The following is a 14775-nucleotide window of genomic DNA, read 5'->3' on the forward strand; positions in this document are numbered from 1 at the left end:
CCATGTTCAATCACAACACATCCACACCCGTGCGCCTGACGCTGCGCGCGCTGGCCTGCCTCATCGGCTACCCCGGCGCCGAGCTGCGCGCCCTGCTGCCGGGCCTGATCGACGCCCTGCGCCTGGAGCAATCCGTGGCGCCCGCGCGGCTGCGCGAGTTGCAGCAGCTGGCCGAGCAGCTGCAGGCCATGGACCCCTTCGAGGCCGAGGCCCGCTACGTGGACACCTTCGACCGGGGCCACCAGACCTCGCTGCACCTGTTCGAGCATGTGCACGGCGACTCGGCCGACCGGGGCCCGGCGCTGATCGACCTGCAGCAGACCTACGAGCGCGCGGGCCTTGCCTTCGAGGCCGACGAACTGCCCGACCACCTGGCCGTGGTGCTGGAGTTCGCCTCCACCCAGCCGCCGGCCATCGCCCGTGAATTCCTGGGCGAGATGGCCCACATCCTCAACGCCCTGTTCACGGCGCTGGCGCGGCGCGACAGCCCCTACGCCAGCGTGATCGCGGCCGTGCTGGAGATCACCGGCCACAGGGCCGAACGCGTGGAAATCCGCCCCGAGCCCGCCATGGACGAAGCCTGGGCCGAACCCGCCGCCTTCGACGGCTGCAGCAGCCAGGGCAAATCCCGCCCCGGCACCGAGCAGCCCGTGCATTTCGTGCGCCGCACGGCGGCGCCCCAAGCCCAAGGACCCCGCCAAAGGAGCCTGACATGACCCCCTCCTGGATAGACCACCTGCTCTTCGGCCTCTACCCCTACATCTGCCTGGCCGTGTTCTTCATCGGCAGCTGGCTGCGCTTCGACCGCGACCAGTACACCTGGAAGAGCGATTCATCGCAGCTGCTGCGCAGCGGCAGCCTGCGCTGGGGCAGCAACCTGTTCCACATCGGCGTGCTGTTCCTGTTCTTCGGCCATACCGTGGGCATGCTCACGCCGCACTTCGTCTACGAGCCCTTCATGGCCGCAGGCGCCAAGCAGCTGCTGGCCATGGTCAGCGGCGGCATCGCGGGCACGCTGGGCTTCATCGGCCTCACCATCTTGCTGCACCGCCGGCTGTCGGACGTGCGCATCCGCGCCAACTCCAGGTTCAGCGACATCGCCATCCTCTGGCTGCTGTGGCTGCAGCTGCTGCTGGGCCTGGCCACCATACCGCTGTCGGCAAGGCATATGGACGGCTCCATGATGATGGCCCTGGCCGAATGGGCGCAGCGCATCGTCACCTTCCGTGGCGGCGCTGCCGAACTGCTGGCCGATGCCGGCTGGGTGTTCAAGGCCCACATGTTCCTGGGCATGAGCATCTTCCTGGTCTTCCCCTTCACGCGCCTGGTCCACGTCTGGAGCGGCTTCGGCACCCTGGTCTACCTGCTGCGCCCCTACCAGCTGGTGCGCTCGCGCCGCCTGGGCCTGCCCGCATCAGCGGCACGCCGTGACGCCAAGCCCGGCCATTGAGGAGATCGACATGGAACATGGATGCAACGGATCGGGCGGCGGCCACTGCGGCTGCGCGTCTTCTGCCCCTTCTTCTTCTTCTTCTTCTTCTGCCCCGATGGGGGGTCTCCCGGCGATTCCCGAAGTGCCCGCCTTCCAGCCCGTGGGCGAGGCCGGGGCCGAGGTGGCCCGCATCAACGCCACGCCGCTGCACGCACCCGGACAGCGCCCGCCCGAGCGCGAACTGCGCCAGCGCGCCTGCACCGAGCTGCTGCGCCAGGCGGCCCAGCGCGAAGGCCTGCTGGGCGCCGATGATGCGGCCGGCGACGACGGCGTCATCAGCGAGCGCGCCTCCCAGGCCATAGAGCAGCTGCTGGAGCAATCGCTGCACCTGCCCGAGCCCGGCGAGGACGCCTGCCGCCGCCACTTCGATGCCAACCCCGCGCGCTTCGCCCAGGGCGAGCGCGTGCGCCTGCGCCACGTGCTGTTTGCCGTCACGCCTGGCGTGGACGTGCGTGCCCTCACCCAGCGGGCCGAGGCCCTGCTGATCGAGCTGCGCTGCGCCGACGACGGCGGCCTGCGCTTTGCCGAGGCCGCGCGCCAATGGTCCAACTGCCCCAGCGGCCAGCACGGCGGCGAACTGGGCTGGCTGGGCCGCAGCGATTGCGCGCCCGAATTCGCGCGCGATGTCTTTGCCTCCCAGGAAATCGGCGTGCTGCCGCGCCTGGTGCACAGCCGCTTCGGCCTGCACGTGGTCGAGGTCTGCGCGCGCGAGGCGGGCGTTCTGCCCGACTGGCGGCAGGCGCGCCCGGCCGTCGCCCAGGCCCTGCACCAGCAGACCTGGGTGAGCGCGCTCCACCAGTACCTGCAACTGCTGGCCGGCCAGTCCGAAGTGGTGGGCGTGCGCATCGCTGCGGCCGACTCGCCGCTGGTGCAATAGCCGAGGAAGTGCCCATGCCCGACGATGAACTGCTGCTGCGCCTGCGGCGCTTCCACGAGCACGCCTTCCCGCAGTACCGCGCGCAGTTCCGCACCCTGGTCGAAGAGGGCCAGCACCCGACCACGCTGTTCATCGGCTGCTCGGACTCGCGCCTCGTTCCCTACCTGCTCACGGGGGCGCCGCCGGGCGAGCTGTTCCTGGTGCGCAACGTGGGCGCCTTCGTGCCGCCATACGACGGATCGCACGGCCACCACGGCACGGCGGCGGCCATCGAATTCGCCGTGCTCAACCTGCAGGTCAGCCGCATCGTGGTCTGCGGCCACAGCCACTGCGGAGCCATCAAGGCCCTGTATGGAGAAGTCTCGCCCGAGGCGCGCAACCTGCAGCGCTGGCTGGACCTGGGCCGCGAGGCCGTGCTGCCCGTGCAGGCCGGCCCCGAGGCGCTGCGCCGCACCGAGCAGCGCGCCGTCGTGCTGCAGCTCGAACGGTTGATGGACTATCCCATGGTGCGATCGCGGGTAGAGGCCGGGCAGCTCAGCCTGCACGGATGGCACTATGTCATCGAAGATGGCGAAGTCCATGTCTTCGATGTCCAGACCGGCCGCTTTGTTGCGGCATCTCAAGCTCCGCACAGCGGCACCGGGCCGTACCCGCCCTACGTGGAGCATGATGGACAAGTGCTTGTCGACTGAGGCCCGAGCAAGTGCCAGGGACGGCGGCAGGCAAGTCAACACGGGAGCCATGCCAATGCATCGCGAAAACCTGGGCCGCGCGCAGGACGCGGCGGATCTGCAGCCCATCAGCCTCGATGTGCTGCGCGAGAAATACCTCAAGGACGGCGAGACCGGCGTGGGCGAGCTCTACGCCCGCGTGGCCCGCGCCCTGGCCTCGGTCGAGCCCGAGGCGCGCCGCGCCGAATGCGAGGCCCTGTTCCTGGCCAACCTGCAGGCCGGCGCCATAGGCGCAGGGCGCATCATGAGCGCGGCCGGCACCGACCTGCAGGCCACGCTGATCAACTGCTTCGTGCAGCCCGTGGGCGACTGCATCCAGGGCGTGGACGACGGCGGCTACCCCGGCATCTACGAAGCCCTGCGCGAAGCCGCCGAAACCATGCGCCGCGGCGGCGGCGTGGGCTACGACTTCTCGCGCATCCGCCCCCGCGGCGCCGAGGTGCGCGCCACCGCCTCGCTGGCCTCGGGCCCGTGCAGCTACATCAACGTCTTCGACCAGTCGTGCGCCACCGTGGAAAGCGCAGGCGCGCGGCGCGGCGCCCAGATGGGCGTACTGCGCATCGACCACCCCGACGTGCTCGAATTCATCACCGCCAAGCGCACGCCGGGCCGCTGGAACAACTTCAACGTCTCGGTCGGCGTCAGCGACGCCTTCATGCAAGCCGTGGCCGAAGACCAGCCCTGGCACCTGGTGCACCGCGCCCGCCCCGGCACCGCCTTGCTGGAGCAGGGTGCCCACCAGCGCGCCGACGGCCAGTGGGTCTACCAGACCCTGCCCGCCCGCACGCTGTGGGACACCATCATGCGCTCGGCCTACGACTTCGCCGAGCCCGGCATCCTCTTCCTGGACCACATCAACGACGACAACAACCTGCGCTACTGCGAGGAGATCGCGGCGACGAATCCTTGCGGTGAAGAACCCTTACCGCCCTACGGCTGCTGCGACCTCGGCCCCGTCATCCTCACGCGCTTCGTGCGCCATCCGTTCGGCTTCGCGGGCGAGCCTGCGTTCGACTTCGAGGCCTTCGAGCGCGCCGTGGCCGTGCAGGTGCGTGCGCTGGACAACGTGCTGGAGCTGACCTGGTGGCCGCTGCCGCAGCAGCGCGAGGAAAGCGAGGCCAAGCGGCGCATCGGCGTGGGCTTCACCGGCATGGGCAATGCGCTGGCCATGCTGCGCCTGCGCTACGACGCGCCCGAGGGCCGGGCCATGGCCGCGCGCATTGCCGAGCGCATGCGCGATGCGGCCTATGGCGCCTCGGTGGAGCTGGCGCGCGAGAAGGGGGCCTTCCCCAAGTTCGACGCCGATGGCTACCTGGCCGAAGGCACCTTCGCCAGCCGCCTGCCCGATGCGCTGCGCCAGCGCATACGCACGCACGGCATACGCAACAGCCACCTGCTGTCCATCGCGCCCACGGGCACGGTCAGCCTCGCCTTTGCCGACAACGCCTCCAACGGCATAGAGCCGCCGTTCTCCTGGACCTACAAGCGCAAGAAACGCACGGCCGATGGCGGCAGCGCCGAGTACGCGGTCGAAGACCATGCCTGGCGCCTGTACCGCTCGCTGGGCGGCGACGTGCAGCAGCTGCCCGACTACTTCGTCAGCGCGCTGCAGATGCCTGCGGCCGGCCACATCGCCATGATGCAGGCCGTGCAGCCCTTCGTGGACACGGCGATCTCCAAGACCGTCAACGTGGCCGCCGACTATCCCTACGAGGACTTCAAGGACCTGTACCGACAGGCCTGGAAGGCAGGCCTCAAGGGCCTGGCCACCTACCGGCCCAACACCATCCTGGGCGCCGTGCTCGAGACCCATGCGCCCGAATCTGCTGAAAAGCCGGCCTCCCCCGCGCCGGCAGGGGCCGCGGCTTCCGCACCCGACCCCCTGCGCACCGTGATAGAAAGCCGCCCGCAGGGCGCGCTGGACGCCGTGGCCGAGAAGATCGAGTACTGGACCCAGCAAGGCCCCAAGCGCCTGTACCTGGTCGTCTCCTTCCTGCCCGTGGTCCTGCCCGATGGCCGCACGGTGGACCGCGCCATCGAATTCTTCATGCCCGTGGGCCAGAGCGGCGAGTCCCAGCAATGGGTGACCTCCAGCATGCGCCTGCTGTCACTGGCCGCGCGCGGCGGCTTCCTGGAGCGCGCCCTCAGCGATATGCGCAAGGTGGCCTGGGACCGGGGCCCTGTGCGCCTGGGCACCCACCAGCGCGACGACGGCACGCGCGTGCCCATGTGGCACGACTCCGAGGTGGCCGCCATCGCCTATGCGGTGCAGAACATCCTGGCCCGGCGCGGCAGCGGCGCGCCGCCCGCGCCATCGCCGCTGCCCGAGCCCGAGGCCCTGGCCACCGACCCCATGGTCATGGCCGGCCGCAAATGCGAGGAATGCGGCGCCCATGCCGTGATCCGCAAGGACGGCTGCGAGTACTGCACGGCCTGCGGCCATCTGGGGAGCTGTGGATGAAAGTGTTCGTGGCCCCGCGCCCGCAGGGCGATGCCGTGCCCGGTTGGCGCGCGCCCGGCACGGACTTCGACCAGCCCTTCGAGATGCTCGAAGCCTGCCACGAGCGCGTGCTGCGCATGCTGGCGCTGCTGGACCGGCTGCGTGTGCATCTCCAGACCAAAGGTTGCGACGACAGCGCACGCCAGGCGGCGCGCGACATCCTGCGCTACTTCGACCAGGCGGCGCCGCTGCACCATGAGGATGAGGAGCTTCATGTCTTCCCGCCGCTGCTGGAGCAGGGCGATGCGCAGACCGTGGCCCTGGTGCAGCGCCTGCAGCGCGAGCACGGCCTGATGAGCGCCGACTGGGCGCTGGCGCGCCAGCCGCTGCTGGACATGGCCGAGGGGCGGTCCCAGGGCTTTGGCGCGGCTGACGAGGAGGTGTTCGAACGCTTCGCGGCCTGCTATGCCAGCCATGTCGAGAATGAAGAGCGGCTGGCCTACCCGCAGGCGCGCGGCCTGCTGCCAGAGGCAACGCAGGCGGCCATGGGCCGTGAGATGGCCGTGCGGCGCGGCGCAGACCTGTCACGGAGATAGCGCCGCCGGCAGCGCGCGGGAGCCGGCGCGGCGATACTCGCAGGCTTTGAACCTGCCCCGCCTCGCCTGCCATGCCCGAGCGCCGCCCCATTTTCCTGCTTCGCATCGCACTGACCCTGCTGGGCGCCTTTGCCGCCGCCCAGCTGTGCCTGTGGCTGCGCACGCCGCTGCCCTGGATGCTGGGGCCGCTGATCGCTACCTCGCTGGCCTCCATCCTGGGCGCGCCCACGGCCAGCGCGGGCCGGCTGCGCAACGGCGGGCAGTGGATCATCGGCGCCTCGCTGGGCCTGTATTTCACGCCGGCCGTGGTGCAGTTGATCGCGGGGCTGTGGTGGGCGATTGCCGTGGCCATCGTCTGGGCGCTGCTGCTGGGCTGGGGCTTCGGCGCCTGGCTGTACCGCGTGCATGCGCCGCGCATGCCGCAGATACCGGCTGGCGAGATGCGCGCCACCACCTACTTCGCGGGCGCCATTGGCGCGGCCTCTGAAATGACGCTGCTGGCCGAGCGCGAGAACGCGCGCACCGACCTGGTGGCGGCCAGCCACAGCCTGCGCCTGGTCATCGTCACCGTGAGCATTCCGTTTGCGCTGCAGTGGAGCGGCCTGCACGGCCTGGAGGGGCTGACGCCGCCCAGCATCCGCATCGTCGAATGGCCGGGGCTGGCGCTGCTGGCCGTGCTCACGGGACTGGGCGCCTGGGCCATGGACCGGCTCAAGCGGGCCAACCCCTGGTTCCTGGGCGCGCTGCTGGTGTCCATGCTGCTGACCATGTGCGGCCAGGAACTGTCGGCCGTGCCCCAGGCCCTGGTCAATGCGGCGCAGCTGGTGATCGGCATCAGCCTGGGCGTGCGCTTCAAGCGCGAATTCCTGCACACCGCGCCGCGCTGGCTGGGTTCCGTGGCCGTGGGCACCGTGGGGCTCATGGCGATCTGCGCGGGATTTGCCTGGCTGCTGCACCTGGCCGTGGACCTGCCCTGGGTCACGCTGCTGCTGGGCACCTCGCCGGGCGGCATCACCGAGATGGCCATCACCGCCAAGGTGCTGCAGCTGGGCGTGCCCGTGGTCACGGCCTTCCAGGTCTGCCGGCTGATCGCCGTGCTGCTGCTGGTGGCGCCGCTGTTCCGCTGGGTAGAGGCGCGCGGGCCGGCCGCGTCGCGCACGGCCTAGGGCCCACCTCACCACAGCCCACTGTCGCTGGTAGACACCGCAATCGCACCACCGCCCAGCGCCTGCTGGACCTGCTCCTGGCTGCAGACGAAGCCCGAGGCCACCAGGGGCGGCAGGATGCGGCGCTCGGCCTCGGTGATGTGGGCCAGCATGGGGGCGGGCATGATCTGCACGAGGTTGGGGTCGCTCTGCTCCACGGCCTTGATGCTGCGCGGCCAGGTGGAGCGGTCGGTGACGAAGACCTTTTGCATGGTCAGCAGCCCGGCCTTGTTGGCGCGCTGGATGGTGGCCACGCGCGTGGACAGCAGGCTGCTGGCGCCCAGGTCCACAAGGTAGTCCACGCCGCCCTTGTCGGGCGAGATGCCGTCGCAGCTGTCGATGTTGACGATGGCGATCTTGCCCGCCCCGGTGATGGTGGAGATCACCGAGCGCAGCCGGCGCAGTTCGATGTTGGCGACGATGGCGACTTCGGCCTGGCTGGCCAGCAGCGCGTCCATCTGCTCGGCCCCGTACAGGGTGGCGATGACGGGGCGGCGCGCCAGCCGCGCGCCCAGGGAGTTGTCCGGGCGGCCCATGTCAGAGGTCCAGCCCCAGCTTGCCGGGGTTGAGCAGGTTCTTGGGGTCCAGCATGCGCTTGGTGGCCTCCAGCAGGGCAAAGGCCGGGCCCAGCGATTGCCGCATGTAGGGCGCGCGCAGCAGGCCCACGCCGTGGTGGTGGCTGAGCGTGGCGCCGTGGCGCAGCAGCACGGCGTTGGCCGCGTCCCAGGCCGCGCGGTACCACTGGGCGCGCTGGTCCACGGCCACCTCGCCGCGCAGCGAAAAGTACAGGCAGGCGCCATCCACATAGGCATGCGACTGGTGGGCCGAGCCGGCCAGGGTGCCGGGGATGGCCTGCAGGGCGGCGACCACTTCCTCGTAGATGGCCGGCAGGTCTTTCCAGGGGCCGCACATCTCCAGCGTGTCGGCGACGAAGCCCGGGCCTTTCTTGAAGCCCTCGGCGCTCTTGCCGGTCAGGTAGCGCGTGTCCAGCCAGCGCTCCAGGGTGGCGGCGCCGTCCAGCCGTTCACCCAAGGGTGCACACACACGCTCGCAGATGGCCATGACGGCATCGACGATCTCGGGCGCGCCTTCGTCGGCGATCAGCAGCACGTTGAGGTCGCTGCGGCCGAATTGCACGCCGCTTTCCAGCGCGTCGTACAGCCGCAGCGCGGCGGGGTTGGCGCCTTGCTGCAGGATCTGGCGGCAGGCCTCCAGGCCCTGGGCAAAGCTGGCGAAGCCATAGGCGATGGCGCGGCCGTGGTCGGGCAGGCGGTGCAGCCTGAAGCGGATGCGCACGATCACGCCCAGCGTGCCTTCCGAGCCGATGAACAGCTGCTGCAGGTCCGGCCCGATGGCCGCGCGCGCGTAGCCGCCCACGGTGACGAGGCGGCCATCGGCCAGCACCACATCCATGCCGTGGACCATGTCCTCGATCTTTCCGTAGCGCGTGGACAGCTGGCCCGCGCCCCGGCAGGCCACCCAGCCGCCCACGGTGCTGATGCCGAAGGACGAGGGCCAGTGGCCCATGGTCATGCCGTGGCGGCGCTGGATGGTTTCCTCGAACACGTCGCCGAACATGCCGGCCTCGACCTCGACGATCTGGCTTTGCTCGTCCATGGCGATGAAGCGATTGAGTTCGCACAGGTCCAGCACGATGCCGCCGCGCAGGGGCAGGGCCGCGCCCGTGACGTTGCTGCGCCCGGCCGAGACGGTGACGGGAATGGCGTGCGCGTCGGCAATGCGCATCACGGCCTGTACCTGCTCCACGGTGGATGCATGGGCGATGACGGCCTGCGGCGTGGCCGGGTGGCCCGAGGTCTCGGCCACCATGGTGCGGGCCCACCAGTCGCGCGTGCCGGCGACGATGTGGGCGCGCTCGGTCTGCACGCGGTCGCAGGCGGCGCGCAGCGCGGCGAGCACGGCCTCGGGCACGGCCACGGGTTCGTGCTGCAGGCCGCAGGCAGGACCTTCGGAGGCGGGGCGGTCGGCTGCAGGTGCGGCCTGCGCCGCCCAGCCCGGTGTCGTGGGGGCGCCCACCACGTAGTTGCGGCGGTTGTAGCCGCGGGCGATTGCGTCTTTGCTCAGCATTGGATGTCTCCCATCAAAATCTGTTTTTCGCGCTCCACGGCGCGGCGGTAGTCGTGGACCTGTTGCGCCACCTGCGCGGATGTCAGTCCCAGTTCATCGGCCAGGATGTCGCCCACGCGCTGCGCGGCGTGGGCCGAGGCATCGCGCGCCATGAGGCGCGCCCGCAGGCGGCGCGAGAGCACGTCGTCCACGCTGGCCGCCATTTCGTGGCGCACGGCGTAGAGGACCTCGGCCTCGGTATGGGGCAGGCCCTGCACGATGGGCCGGGCCAGTTCGGGGCGTGCGGCCAGCAGGTCGCTGACGAAGCGCGCCTCCGTGCCGTAGCGCTCGCCCAGGTGGGCCGAGAGGCCGCCCGTGGCCGTGATGGCCTGGGCGTCGTAGCCGGCCGCACCCAGCACAAAGGCCGAGGTGGTGGTGCAGCGCGTGCGCCGGCCCAGCAGTTTCTCGACGGCGTCCACGGTCTGCTCGGCCATGTGGCGCGAGGTGGTGAGCTTGCCGCCCACGATGGTGACCAGGCCGTCGGCCGCCACATGGATTTCGTGGTTGCGCTTCATCTCCACGGTCTTGCCGCCGGGCGGGCCGACCAGGGGGCGGCAGCCGGCGATGGAGCCGACCACATCCTCGGGCGACAGGTCCACCTTGAGCGCCGATCGGGCGCCTTCGAGCAGGAAGTCCAGCTCGGTGCGCGTGCAGTGCACGTCGTCCAGGCCGCCCGCGTAGTCCTCGTCGGTGGTGCCCAGGTAGGAGACATCGCCCCAGCGCGTGATGGTGGCGCGCCGGCTGCGGCCCGGCACGGGAATGGTGACGGTGCAGTCGTTGCGTATGCGCAGCCAGGGAATGGCCACGTGCACGCCCTTGGCGGGGCGCACGTGCAGCCGGGGCTCCTGGCCGGGCTTGCGGCCATCCCAGTCGCGCAGCCACACGCCCGTGGCCATGACCACGCTGCGCGCGCGCACCGTGATCTCGCGGCCGTCGGCCTGGACGATGGCGCCATCCACGCGGCCGTGGGCGTTGCGCGTGACGGCGGTGGCCTGGCAGTGGTTGAGCACGGCCGCGCCGTGGAAGGCCGCCGTGCGCGCCACGGCCAGCGTGAGCCGCGCATCGTCCACGCGCGCGTCGAAGTACATGTAGCCGCCCAGGAGCTGCTCTTCGCGGAAGCTCGGGCAGTGCGACAGCACCTCGGCCTTGCCGAGCTTGCGGTGCAGGATGCCTTCGCGCCAGCCGCCGGCCAGGTCGTAGGTCCACAGCAGGCTGCCGAAGGCCTTGGCCAGGCGGGCGTCGAAGACGCCGTCGCGCTCCATCACGGGAAACAGGAAGGGCAGGCGCTGCACCAAGTGCCGCGCATTGCGGCGCAGGCGCTGGCGCTCCAGCAGCGAGTGCCGCACCAGTCCCAGGTTGCCCTGCTCGATGTAGCGCAGGCCGCCGTGCACCATCTTGGAGGACTTGGACGAGGTGCCCGAGGCGAAGTCGTCCTTCTCCACCAGCGCCACGCGCAGGCCGCGCAGGCTGGCGTCCAGCGCCGCATAGGCACCCGTGATGCCGCCGCCGATGACCAGCAGGTCGAAGGCCTCGTCACCCAGCCGCGCGAGCTGGTCCGCGCGCTGCAGCTGCAGCGGCGCGGTCTGGGTCAGTGCGGCGCTGTCCCTGCGCTCCTTGCCAAAGGGCCATTGCATCATGCGCAGCCCTCCAGGGCGGCGCTGCGCCCGGGGGCCCGGGCGCGGGCCAGTTCGTCGCCCACGCGGGCGCGCCAGATGCGGCGGCGCTCGCCGCGCTCGTCGGCCGCCATGCGCGGGGTGAAGACCGCTTCGGTGCGCAGCGTGGCGCAGGCCTGCTCCAGCCCGTCCCACAGCAGGCCTGCGCTGCCGGCCATGAAGGCGATGCCGCGCAGGCTGGCCTTGTCGGTATCGGCCAGGCGTCGCACGGGCAGGCCGCCCAGGTCGGCCTGGATCTGCAGCAGGGCATCGCTGCCCGACAGGCCGCCGCCCACCAGCAGCTCGCCCACCTCGGTGCCCGAGGCCGCCTCGTCCGCCTGCACGCAGGAGGCCACGGAATGCGCAATGCCTTCGAGGATGGAGCGCGCCAGCTGCGGCCGCGAGGTGGCCATGGACACGCCCGAGATCGAGGCCCGCGCGCCCGGCTCCATGGCCGGCAGGCGCAGGCCCGTGAGCGCGGGGATGAAGACCAGGTCGGCCGGCGTCTCGGCCTCGCGGGCCAGGTTGCTGATCTGCTGCGGGTTGTCGAACCACTGCAGCTTCTCGCAGATCCAGTTGAGCGCCGAGCCGGTGGTGGGCACATAGGTCTCGATGGCATAGCGCGAGACACCGCCCATGCGCCGCGCGGTCATGGTCAGCGAGCTTTCATGGGCCGCGTCATGCGCGGGCAGCTTTGTTCCCGTGAGCACATCGACGAAGCTGCCCGTGCCATGCACGCACAGCGCCTGGCCCCGCGCCAGGCAGCCCAGGCCCACGGCGGCCGCATGCTGGTCGCCCGCGCAGGCCAGGATGGGCACGGCCAGGCCCAGCAGCTCGCTGCGCGTGCGGCCGAAGTCCTGCACGTCCTCGCACAGGCGGGGCAGCAGCTCGGCGGGAAACTCCAGCGCGTCCAGCCAGTCCTGCAGGTAGCGGTGATCGCCCAGCGCATAGGCGTTGCCCGAGGTCACATTGGTGGGCGTGGTGACCACGGCGCGCGCATCCGACAGATGCCACAGCAGCCAGGAGTCGATGGTGCCGAAGGCCAGGCGGCGCTGCTGCCAGGCACGGGCCACGGCCGCATCCTCACGCAGCTTGCGCGCGGCCCACAGGTAGGGCGAACGCACGCCCACGGGCCGGCCCGCGTGGCGGATCAGCCGGGCATCCCAGTCGCCGGCCAGCAGGGCCAGTTCGTCGCGGTGGCGCGAGTCCTGCCAGACCATGATGGGCGCCAGTGACCGGCCCGTGGCCGTGTCCCAGAGCACGGCCGAGCAGCGCTGGTTGGCAATGGCCAGGGCCACGATCTGCTGGCCGCAGCCCTGGGCGCGGGCGATGGCGCGGCGGCACACGTCCAGCGTGCGCTCCAGCAGCAGGTCGGCGTCCTGCTCGACCACGCCGGGGCGCGGGCAGTGGATTTCCAGCGGCAGATAGTCCTGGGCGGACACCTGCCCGTCGCGTCCCACGACGGCGGCGCGCGTGCCCGAGGTGCCTTCGTCTATGCAAAGGATCACGGCTTCATGGTGCATGGGGTGGTCTCTTTCAGGCGGTGGTTTGAGCGATCTTGGCGGGCGGGGCGGCGTCTTCCGCGAACTGGGGCGCGCCGGGCTCGTCGTCGGGATTCACCGTGGTGCGCGTGGGGTCCCAGCGGATGGAAAAGCAGACGATGCTGGCCAGCAGCGGCACCACGGACAGGATGAGGAAGGTGTTCTCCAGCCCGTACTGCTGGCGGAACAGCGGGAACACCAGCAGCCCCAGCGCCGCGCCCATGGCGCCCAGCGCACCGATCACGCCATTGGCGCCCGCGCGCAGCTCGCTGCGGAACGACAGCGTGGACAGGCTCTTGCCGTTGGCGCCGGGCCCGCCCGAGTGAAAGAGGATGAACAGCGAGGGCACGGCCACGGCCAGCCAGATGGGCATGCGGCCGTTGAACAGGCCCAGCACCAGCAGCATCAGGAACACCAGCGCAAACCCGAAGGCCGAGGCCCGCCGCAGGCCCAGCCGGCGCCCGATGACGGGCGACAGGAAGCCGCCGACGATGCCGAACACGTTGAACACCAGCGCGCCCAGCGTGGCCTCGCGGAAGTCCTTGCCGAACAGCGAGGCGCTGATCAGCGGCAGGTACCAGCCCACGGCGAAGTACTGGATGGACTGGCCTATCTGCACCGTGGCCGCCAGCAGCGTGCGCGGCAGGTAGATGCCGCGAAAGATCAGCAGCACATTGGCCAGCCCGCGCCGGGCCGGGTTGAGCACGGGCAGGCGCTCGGCAAGGGGCGCTGCCCTGAAGGTCTGGCCATAGATGCGCGTCATGGCGCGGGCCGCGTCATCAAGCCGCTCCTTGCGAGCCAGCCAGGTCGGGCTTTCCACCAGCAGCGCGGCCTGCAGGCCCAGGATGAACACGCCGAACACGGCCGTGGCCGCGACCGAGTAGCGCCACAGCGAATCGCCCACGTCCCAGGAGTGGAACCACAGCGCCAGCACCAGGTTGCTGCACACGGCCATGTACCACATGCCCTGCCAGACATTGAGCCGGCTCTTGAGGCGTGCGGGCGTGAATTCGGCCAGCACCGCCATGGCGATGGCGAAGTCGATGCCATAGGCCGCGCCCACGAAGAAGCGGCCGAAGAGGATGGTGGCGTAGTCGGGCGCCATGCTGACCAGCAGCGCGCCGGCCACGGCCAGCACCTTGGCGATGACCAGCGGGCGCATGCGGCCCCAGCGGTCGGCCATCCAGCCGCCGATGGGGTTGAAGGCGATGGACACCCAGGAGGCCAGCGACGTCATCCAGGCCACCTCGGCCGGCGTGAGCTGCTGGTCGCGCGTCATGGGCCCCAGGCCCACGCTGAGCGCGGAGTTGGAAAAGGCGTCGAGGAAAAGGCCGCCGAGTGCCAGCCACCAGATGGTGCCGGCGCGGCCTGAAATGCCCTGGCGTGCGTCGATGTACGAGATGACATCCTGAACGCCACGAATGCTGTGGCCTGTGGTTTGCATCGCTGCCTCCTGGTTGTCTGCAAGAGGCCGGCGCACACCACACAGGCGCGACAAGACCATCTCACAGATGGTCTTCAAATCTTGAACCTGCGCTCAGGATTCTAGGCAGGAGGCGCTCGCTGCGGATCGGTGAAAGCACCAGGGTCCGTGCAATGGCCGCGCCCAAAGAAAAAGCCCGCCGCAGAGAACCTGCGGCGGGCTTGGCACGCGGCCCCTTCAGGGGGCCGTGCGCTGTGTGCTGTCAGTGGACCACGACGGGCTGCTGGGCCAGGCCGGCGTAGCGATCCAGCGCGTCTTCCACCTCTTCCTCGGTGGGGGCGTCGAGCTGCCAGGCAATAATCTGCTTTTGGAACATCTCGGCCCAGGAGCCGTCCAGGTAGACCTCCTTGCCCGAGCGCTTGTCCACGATCTCGAAGCCGTGGCGTGGCAGTTGGCGGGCGGTGTCGACTGCCTCATTGCCAGCCGTTGCATCCGGATCCATGTCGGGACGCAGATGGAGCACCACAAAAGATTCGGAGTCGTAAAGCATTTGCATGGTGTTCCCTTTCTGGCCCGTTGCCGGGCGTCGCACAGCCTACATGGCTGCGAAGCGCCGGATTTCAAGAACCGTGGGGGTCCCGATCTATCACAGGCACTTGCATGCAGTATTCCACGGATTGGCATGCGCGGC

13 protein-coding genes are annotated in these 14775 nt (G+C 70.4%); 7 read left to right on the top strand and 6 right to left on the bottom strand.

The window, feature by feature from the left end; genetic code table 11:
- The first annotated feature begins 2 nt into the window (after positions 1–2).
- The 7 genes from narJ to INR38_RS08935 all read left to right on the top strand — a co-directional run bounded on the left by narJ (position 3) and on the right by INR38_RS08935 (position 7302).
- Positions 3–716, top strand: a complete 714-nt coding sequence (gene narJ / locus INR38_RS08905) for a nitrate reductase molybdenum cofactor assembly chaperone (protein ID WP_207443280.1) — start codon at positions 3–5, stop codon at positions 714–716.
- Positions 713–1450 (top strand): respiratory nitrate reductase subunit gamma, encoded by a 738-nt coding sequence (gene narI / locus INR38_RS08910; protein ID WP_207443281.1) that lies wholly within the window; start codon positions 713–715, stop codon positions 1448–1450. The genes narJ and narI overlap by 4 nt, the downstream gene beginning before the upstream one ends.
- 97 nt (positions 1451–1547) lie before the next feature.
- Positions 1548–2369, top strand: a complete 822-nt coding sequence (locus tag INR38_RS08915; protein WP_207443282.1) for a peptidylprolyl isomerase — start codon at positions 1548–1550, stop codon at positions 2367–2369.
- Between the two features lie 14 nt (positions 2370–2383).
- On the top strand, positions 2384–3061 hold the full coding sequence (locus INR38_RS08920; RefSeq protein ID WP_034390039.1) for a carbonic anhydrase: 678 nt from the start codon (positions 2384–2386) through the stop codon (positions 3059–3061).
- Between the two features lie 55 nt (positions 3062–3116).
- Positions 3117–5561, top strand: a complete 2445-nt coding sequence (locus tag INR38_RS08925) for an adenosylcobalamin-dependent ribonucleoside-diphosphate reductase (protein WP_207443283.1) — start codon at positions 3117–3119, stop codon at positions 5559–5561.
- The gene (locus INR38_RS08930; protein ID WP_207443284.1) at positions 5558–6136 is read left to right on the top strand and encodes a hemerythrin domain-containing protein; all 579 of its coding nucleotides are present in this window, start codon (positions 5558–5560) and stop codon (positions 6134–6136) included. Before INR38_RS08925 ends, INR38_RS08930 begins: the two co-directional genes overlap by 4 nt.
- A 71-nt stretch (positions 6137–6207) precedes the next feature.
- A complete protein-coding gene (locus tag INR38_RS08935) occupies positions 6208–7302 on the top strand; it encodes an AbrB family transcriptional regulator (RefSeq protein WP_043820322.1) in 1095 nt (364 codons plus the stop codon).
- An 8-nt stretch (positions 7303–7310) separates the two neighbouring features.
- Here INR38_RS08935 and INR38_RS08940 read toward each other — a convergent pair whose 3' ends face one another.
- From INR38_RS08940 to INR38_RS08965, 6 genes are all read right to left on the bottom strand, one after another.
- Entirely contained in the window at positions 7311–7877 is a 567-nt protein-coding gene (locus tag INR38_RS08940) for a glycerol-3-phosphate responsive antiterminator (protein WP_207443285.1), read from the bottom strand.
- A gap of 1 nt (position 7878) precedes the next feature.
- Positions 7879–9429, bottom strand: coding sequence for an FAD-binding oxidoreductase (locus INR38_RS08945; protein ID WP_207443286.1), 1551 nt, complete (start codon positions 9427–9429; stop codon positions 7879–7881).
- A complete protein-coding gene (locus INR38_RS08950; RefSeq protein ID WP_207443287.1) occupies positions 9423–11105 on the bottom strand; it encodes a glycerol-3-phosphate dehydrogenase/oxidase in 1683 nt (560 codons plus the stop codon). The genes INR38_RS08945 and INR38_RS08950 overlap by 7 nt, the downstream gene beginning before the upstream one ends.
- Positions 11102–12643, bottom strand: coding sequence for an FGGY family carbohydrate kinase (locus INR38_RS08955; protein WP_207443288.1), 1542 nt, complete (start codon positions 12641–12643; stop codon positions 11102–11104). Before INR38_RS08955 ends, INR38_RS08950 begins: the two co-directional genes overlap by 4 nt.
- Before the next feature lie 13 nt (positions 12644–12656).
- Positions 12657–14105 carry an MFS transporter gene (locus tag INR38_RS08960; protein ID WP_207443289.1) on the bottom strand — a complete coding sequence of 483 codons (1449 nt, stop codon included), beginning with the start codon at positions 14103–14105 and terminating at the stop codon, positions 12657–12659.
- A gap of 241 nt (positions 14106–14346) precedes the next feature.
- Positions 14347–14640, bottom strand: coding sequence for a DUF3567 domain-containing protein (locus INR38_RS08965; RefSeq protein ID WP_012203054.1), 294 nt, complete (start codon positions 14638–14640; stop codon positions 14347–14349).
- Between the last annotated feature and the right edge of the window lie 135 nt (positions 14641–14775).

The sequence above is a fragment of the Delftia sp. SD018 genome (assembly GCF_017355445.1).
GTDB lineage: Bacteria > Pseudomonadota > Gammaproteobacteria > Burkholderiales > Burkholderiaceae_C > Comamonas > Comamonas acidovorans.

Excerpts from the sequence above, each read along its gene's own strand:
- INR38_RS08920 (WP_034390039.1), top strand. The coding sequence starts at position 2,384 with ATGCCCGACGATGAACTGCTGCTGCGCCTGCGGCGCTTCCACGAGCAC.
- INR38_RS08955 (WP_207443288.1), bottom strand. The coding sequence starts at position 12,643 with ATGCACCATGAAGCCGTGATCCTTTGCATAGACGAAGGCACCTCGGGC.
- narI (WP_207443281.1), top strand. The coding sequence starts at position 713 with ATGACCCCCTCCTGGATAGACCACCTGCTCTTCGGCCTCTACCCCTAC.
- INR38_RS08915 (WP_207443282.1), top strand. The coding sequence starts at position 1,548 with ATGGGGGGTCTCCCGGCGATTCCCGAAGTGCCCGCCTTCCAGCCCGTG.
- INR38_RS08930 (WP_207443284.1), top strand. The coding sequence starts at position 5,558 with ATGAAAGTGTTCGTGGCCCCGCGCCCGCAGGGCGATGCCGTGCCCGGT.
- narJ (WP_207443280.1), top strand. The coding sequence starts at position 3 with ATGTTCAATCACAACACATCCACACCCGTGCGCCTGACGCTGCGCGCG.
- INR38_RS08950 (WP_207443287.1), bottom strand. The coding sequence starts at position 11,105 with ATGATGCAATGGCCCTTTGGCAAGGAGCGCAGGGACAGCGCCGCACTG.
- INR38_RS08965 (WP_012203054.1), bottom strand. The coding sequence starts at position 14,640 with ATGCAAATGCTTTACGACTCCGAATCTTTTGTGGTGCTCCATCTGCGT.
- INR38_RS08960 (WP_207443289.1), bottom strand. The coding sequence starts at position 14,105 with ATGCAAACCACAGGCCACAGCATTCGTGGCGTTCAGGATGTCATCTCG.
- INR38_RS08935 (WP_043820322.1), top strand. The coding sequence starts at position 6,208 with ATGCCCGAGCGCCGCCCCATTTTCCTGCTTCGCATCGCACTGACCCTG.
- INR38_RS08945 (WP_207443286.1), bottom strand. The coding sequence starts at position 9,429 with ATGCTGAGCAAAGACGCAATCGCCCGCGGCTACAACCGCCGCAACTAC.
- INR38_RS08940 (WP_207443285.1), bottom strand. The coding sequence starts at position 7,877 with ATGGGCCGCCCGGACAACTCCCTGGGCGCGCGGCTGGCGCGCCGCCCC.
- INR38_RS08925 (WP_207443283.1), top strand. The coding sequence starts at position 3,117 with ATGCATCGCGAAAACCTGGGCCGCGCGCAGGACGCGGCGGATCTGCAG.